This window comes from Streptomyces sp. MBT53, assembly GCF_016654115.1.
Lineage (GTDB): Bacteria > Actinomycetota > Actinomycetes > Streptomycetales > Streptomycetaceae > Streptomyces.
Genome location: NZ_JAEQAZ010000338.1, coordinates 1 through 5,739, shown reverse-complemented (window position 1 = coordinate 5,739; position 5,739 = coordinate 1). Strand labels below are relative to the sequence as shown.

Here is a 5,739-nt window from a genome sequence, read left to right as displayed (position 1 = left end):
CCCCCCGCCCGATGACCCACCCGTCCAACGCAGCCGCGCACGCATGGTCCACATGCCGCAACCCGCCCAACTCCAGCCGCACCTCCTGGTCGTACGGCAGCGCCTCCAACGCGTCCAGCAGTTTCGGCAGTCGTAGAAACGTCGCATGTCCCAGGACCCGTACGACGATTCCCGCGTCGCCGAGGTCCTCCGTCTCCACGTGGACATGGCTGATGTCCCACGCGGTTTTCGCCACCGCCAACGCCAGTCCGACCAGCACTCCCTCGAACAGATTCCCCACCACGATCGCCACCGCGGTCACCCCGAGCACGACCACCTCGCCCCGATGCCCGGCCCACAGCCCCCGCACCTGCCGTACCGGCACGAGCTTGCAGCCGGCGTGCACGAGCAGGCCGGCCAGCGCCGCGACCGGCACCAGCCCCAGCACCTTGGGCAGCAGTGCCGTGAAGAGCAGCAGCCACCCGCCGTGCAGCACCCGCGACGCCTTGGTCCTGGCGCCCGCCTGCACGTTCGCCGCGCTCCGCACGATCACCGCGGTCATCGGCAACGCCCCGAGCACCCCGCACACCGCGTTCCCCGCGCCCTGCGCGATCAACTCCCGGTCGTAGTCCGTCCGCGGACCCCGGTGCAGCCGGTCCACCGCCGCCGCGCTGAACAACGACTCCGCCGACGCGATCAACGCGAACGCGACGACCGTCCCGATCACCCCCACTTCCGTGAGCCGCCCGAAATCCCCCCACTCCGGCACCCGTACGGCACCGAGCAAGCCCCGCACCTCCACCCGCCGCACCGACAGGTCGAACACCCCGGTCACCGCCGCCGCGAGCCCCACCGCCACCAACGGCCCCGGCACCAGCCGAGCCCCGCGCCGCCACCGAGGCCAGAGCACCAGTACGGCAATGGTGGCACCGCCCACTGACAACGCCACCGGATCCACCAGCCCCGGCAGCGACACCAGCCCGGTGAGCTTCCCGAGCCCGTCCGCCGGTGCGGCCACATCGCCGAGCGCGTACACCTGCTCGGCGACCAGCACGAGCCCGATCCCGGCGAGCATCCCCTGCACCACGGCCGCGGACACGGCGCGGAACCACCGCCCGAGCCGCAGCACCCCGAGCCCCAACTGCACCACCCCGGCCGCGAACACCAGCACCCCGAGCGCCTCGACGCCGTACGCCCGCACGGCCTCGTACACGAGCACGGTCAGCCCGGCGGCCGGACCGCTCACCTGAAGGCTGCTGCCGGGCAGCGCCCCGACCACCAGCCCGCCGACGATCCCGGTGACCAGCCCCAGTTCGGCCGGCATCCCGGAGGCGATCGCCACGCCCACGCACAGCGGGAGCGCGACGAGAAAGACGACCAGCGAAGCGAACAGATCGGCCCTGCTCACACCACAGCGCACGGCACTCATGACACCCATGACACGCATGACAACGGCACCTCCGAAGACGGGACAAAGCCGGATGAGAGGTGCGTGGGCGCCGCACCGGGGGAGGGCGCGGCGAACTGAAATCCATTGTCGGGAACGGGAGTTGATCGCGCACGCGATTCGTGTGACCGCCCCGTGAACGCGGAGGCGCCCAGACCGGAGCCCCCCGCTCCGATCGCGCCGACACGCGCCTGCGCCGTCCCGCGCACCCATGCGACCGCGCATCCGCGCGGCCGCACCGCGGGCGACCGCACCGCAGATGGCCGCGCCGCCGACGGCTCGCGCGCCGAACCCGCTTGACGGCCCCGCTCCGCGAGAGCATTATTCATCGCATGATGAATTACGTCGCCGAATCACCCGGATCGCCGGACACGCCACCCGGCGCAGCCCCCGAACCCGCCGTCCAGGCCGAAGCCCTCACGGTCGTCCGAGGCCCCCGCACCGTCCTGCGCGGCATCGACTTCACCGTCCCCCGCGGTCAGATCACCGGCCTGCTCGGCCCCTCCGGCTGCGGCAAGTCGACCCTCATGCGCTCGATCGTCGGCACCCAGGCCAAGGTCACCGGCACCCTGAACGTCCTCGGCCGCCCCGCCGGCCACCCCGCCCTCCGCACCCGCATCGGCTATGTCACCCAAGCTCCTTCCGTCTACGACGACTTGACGGTCCGTCAGAACCTCGACTACTTCGCCGCGATCCTCGACCCCGGCCGCACCGCCGCCATCCGCCGCCACGAAGTCGACCGCGTCCTCACCGACGTCGACCTCGCCACTCACGCCGACGCCCTCGCCGGCAACCTCTCCGGCGGCCAGCGCAGCCGCGTCTCCCTCGCGGTCGCGCTCCTCGGCACCCCCGAACTCCTCGTCCTCGACGAACCCACCGTCGGCCTCGACCCCGTCCTCCGCCGCGACCTGTGGACCCTCTTCCACGACATCGCCGCCTCCCGCGGCGCCACCCTCCTCATCTCCTCCCACGTCATGGACGAGGCCGAGCGCTGCCACCGCCTCCTCCTGATGCGCGAGGGCGAGATCCTCGCCGACGACACCCCCGACGCCCTCCGCACCCGTACCGGCTCCGACACGGTCGAAGCCGCCTTCCTGCACCTGGTCGACGAGGCCGTGGCCACCGGCCGCCAGAAGGAGACGACCCGATGAGCACGCCGACCACCACGACCACCACGGCCGCCACGACAACCACCGCGCCCGCACCCGCCAGCGCCCTCAGCGTCGCCCGCACCACCGCCACCGCGGCCCGCGTCCTGCGCCAGCTCCGCCACGACCCCCGCACGATCGCGCTGCTGATCCTCATCCCGTGCCTGATGCTCGTCCTGCTGCGCTACGTCTTCGACGGCAGCCCGCGCACCTTCGACAGCATCGGTGCCTCCCTGCTCGGGATCTTCCCGCTCATCACGATGTTCCTGGTCACGTCCATCGCCACCCTGCGCGAACGCACCTCCGGCACCCTCGAACGCCTTCTCTCCATGCCCCTGGGCAAGGGCGACCTGATCGCCGGCTACGCCCTCGCCTTCGGCTTCCTCGCCGTCATCCAGTCCGCCCTGGCCACCGGCCTCGCCGTCTGGTTCCTGGGCCTCGACGTCACCGGCAGCCCCTGGCTCCTCCTTCTGGTCGCCCTCCTCGACGCTCTCCTCGGCACCGCCCTGGGCCTCTTCGTCTCGGCCTTCGCCGCCTCGGAATACCAGGCTGTCCAGTTCATGCCGGCGGTGATCTTCCCCCAGCTCCTCCTCTGCGGCCTCTTCACCCCGCGTTCCGACATGCACCCCGTGCTGGAGGCCGTATCCGACGTCCTGCCCATGTCGTACGCCGTAGACGGCATGAACGAGGTGCTCAAGCACACGGACATGACCGCCACCTTCGTCCGCGACGTCCTGATCGTGGCCGGCTGCGCCCTGCTGGTCCTGTGCCTGGGCGCGGCCACATTGAGGAGGCGTACGGCATAGAGGCGCACCACATAACGGTGTTCCGCCAGCCGGACAGCCGTCTCAAGGGCACACGGCCGGTGCGAGGATGACCCCATGACCCAGAAAGTCGCAGTCCTCGGCACCGGCAAGATCGGCGAAGCCCTGCTCAGCGGAATGATCCGAGCGGGCTGGGCCCCGGCCGACCTCCTGGTCACGGCCCGCCGCCCCGAGCGCGCCGAGGAACTCCGCGCCCGCCACGGAGTCACCCCGGTCACCAACCCCGAGGCCGCGAAGAGCGCCGACACCCTGATCCTCACGGTCAAGCCGCAGGACATGGGCACCCTCCTCGACGAACTCGCCCCGCACCTCCCCGCCGACCGCCTGGTCATCAGCGGCGCGGCGGGCATCCCCACCTCCTTCTTCGAGGAGCGCCTGGCCGCAGGCACCCCGGTGGTCCGGGTCATGACGAACACCCCCGCCCTCGTCGACGAGGCCATGTCCGTCATCTCCGCCGGCAGCCACGCCACGGAGGCCCACCTCGCCCACGCCGACGAGATCTTCGGCGCCGTCGGCAAGACACTCCGCGTCCCCGAGTCCCAGCAGGACGCCTGCACCGCCCTCTCCGGCTCCGGCCCGGCGTACTTCTTCTACCTGGTCGAAGCCATGACGGACGCGGGCATCCTGCTCGGCCTGCCGCGCGACAAGGCCCACGACCTCATCGTCCAGTCCGCGATCGGCGCCGCCGTCATGCTCCGCGACAGCGGCGAACACCCGGTCAAGCTCCGGGAGAACGTCACCTCGCCCGCCGGCACGACGATCAACGCCATCCGCGAACTGGAGAACCACGGCGTACGCGCCGCACTCATCGCCGCCCTGGAGGCAGCCCGCGACCGCAGCCGCGAACTGGCCTCCGGAAACAGCTAGAACGGCTAGAACAGCTGGAACGGCCGGAAGTCCGTACGGCTACGGCTACGCAGGCAGAAGCCCGATGGCCCGATACGCGGTATCGACCATCGGCTTCGCCATCCCTCTCGCCTTCTCCGCCCCATCCCGCAACACCCCTTCCACATAAGCGGGATCCGCGCACAACGCCTTGTGCCGCTCCTGCACAGGCCTGAGCAGCTCGACCACTGCCTCCGCGGTGTCCTTCTTCAACGCTCCGTACGACTCATATACACCGCTCAAGGCTTCGGGGTTCCCACCTTCGCAAGCGGCCAGGATCTCCAGCAGATTGGCGACCCCCGGCCGCTCCTCCCGGTCGTAGACGACCTCCGCCGCACTGTCGGTCACGGCCCGCATGACCTTCTTCCGTACGACGTCAGGCTCGTCCAGCAGGTAGACGATCCCCGGCCCGGAGTCGTCCGACTTCCCCATCTTCGAAGTCGGCTCCTGCAGATTCATCACCCGCGCCGCCACTCCCGGCCGGGTGGCCCGGGGCACCACGAACGTATGGCCGTACCGCTGGTTGAACCTGACCGCCAGATCCCGGGCCAGTTCCACATGCTGCGTCTGGTCGTCCCCGACCGGCACCTCGTCCGTCCCGTACGCCAGGATGTCCGCCGCCATCAGCACGGGATACGTCAGCAACGACAGCCGCACACTCCCGCCCCGCTCCCGCTCACGCGCGGCCTTCTCCTTGTACTGCACCATCCGCCGCATCTCACCGTCGGTGGCCACACACTCCATGACGTACGACAGCCGCGTGTGCTCGTCCACATGACTCTGTACGAACACGGTGCACAGTTCGGGATCCAGCCCCGCCGCCAGCAGCAGCGTCGCCGCCTGCCGGGTGAGCCTGCGCACCCGCGCCGGATCGTGGTCCACGGTCAGCGCGTGCAGATCGACCACGCAGAACAGGGCGTCGCTCTGCCGCTGATCCAGATCGACCCAGCGCCGCACGGCACCCAGGTAGTTCCCCAGCGTCAGGTGCCCGGTCGGCTTGACCCCACTGAAGACCCGTGTCATCTCTCCACCTCCTGGTCGAGACCGCCGCGCCGGCCGGCCGCCCCTGGAGGGAGAAACAAGAACGGCCGCCGAGGCGGCGGCCGTTGAGTACATACGTGTGTACGGCCGCCGTCAGGCGGCCCACCACTGCTGGGTGCACGTATGTGTAGTCACGTCACACAGAGTACGCCTCTACGAGGCTCTCCGGAGCGGAGTTGACACGCCCCGACCGCCTACGTAGTGTTCTCCGAGTTGTCCGACGTGAGCGCCGACTCCGGTCGGTCCCCGGACAGCCATTCCGCAAGTACCTACAGACAATCGACGATCCGTCGTCGCTTGTATTGGCATGCGTATTTGCGAAATGAGGAATCCGCGTTCGAAAGGACGCACCCCCCGATTCGCTCGGGACTCAGGAATCCGCTAAAGTCTCACTCGTCGGAACGGCCCAACAGCC

The 5,739-nt window shown here is 70.1% G+C and carries 5 protein-coding genes; 3 read left to right on the top strand and 2 right to left on the bottom strand.

Features of this window, described 5'->3' with window-relative positions; translation table 11 throughout:
* The coding region (locus JHN45_RS50195) for a SulP family inorganic anion transporter (RefSeq protein WP_201056139.1) at positions 1 to 1,426 on the bottom strand (1,426 nt) is incomplete at its 3' end.
* Positions 1,427 to 1,758: 332 nt separating this feature from the next.
* Between JHN45_RS50195 and JHN45_RS50190 the strand changes: the two genes are divergently transcribed.
* The 3 genes from JHN45_RS50190 to proC all read left to right on the top strand — a co-directional run bounded on the left by JHN45_RS50190 (position 1,759) and on the right by proC (position 4,265).
* Positions 1,759 to 2,577: an ABC transporter ATP-binding protein gene (locus tag JHN45_RS50190; RefSeq protein ID WP_201056138.1), complete on the top strand. Its 819-nt coding sequence runs from the start codon at positions 1,759 to 1,761 to the stop codon at positions 2,575 to 2,577.
* On the top strand, positions 2,574 to 3,380 hold the full coding sequence (locus JHN45_RS50185) for an ABC transporter permease (protein ID WP_201056137.1): 807 nt from the start codon (positions 2,574 to 2,576) through the stop codon (positions 3,378 to 3,380). The genes JHN45_RS50190 and JHN45_RS50185 overlap by 4 nt, the downstream gene beginning before the upstream one ends.
* Positions 3,381 to 3,455: 75 nt before the next feature.
* Positions 3,456 to 4,265, top strand: coding sequence for a pyrroline-5-carboxylate reductase (proC, locus tag JHN45_RS50180; RefSeq protein WP_200717065.1), 810 nt, complete (start codon positions 3,456 to 3,458; stop codon positions 4,263 to 4,265).
* A gap of 45 nt (positions 4,266 to 4,310) precedes the next feature.
* Here the strand turns inward: proC and trpS are convergent, their stop codons facing one another.
* Positions 4,311 to 5,306 carry a tryptophan--tRNA ligase gene (gene trpS / locus JHN45_RS50175; protein ID WP_201056136.1) on the bottom strand — a complete coding sequence of 332 codons (996 nt, stop codon included), beginning with the start codon at positions 5,304 to 5,306 and terminating at the stop codon, positions 4,311 to 4,313.
* Positions 5,307 to 5,739 lie beyond the last annotated feature (433 nt).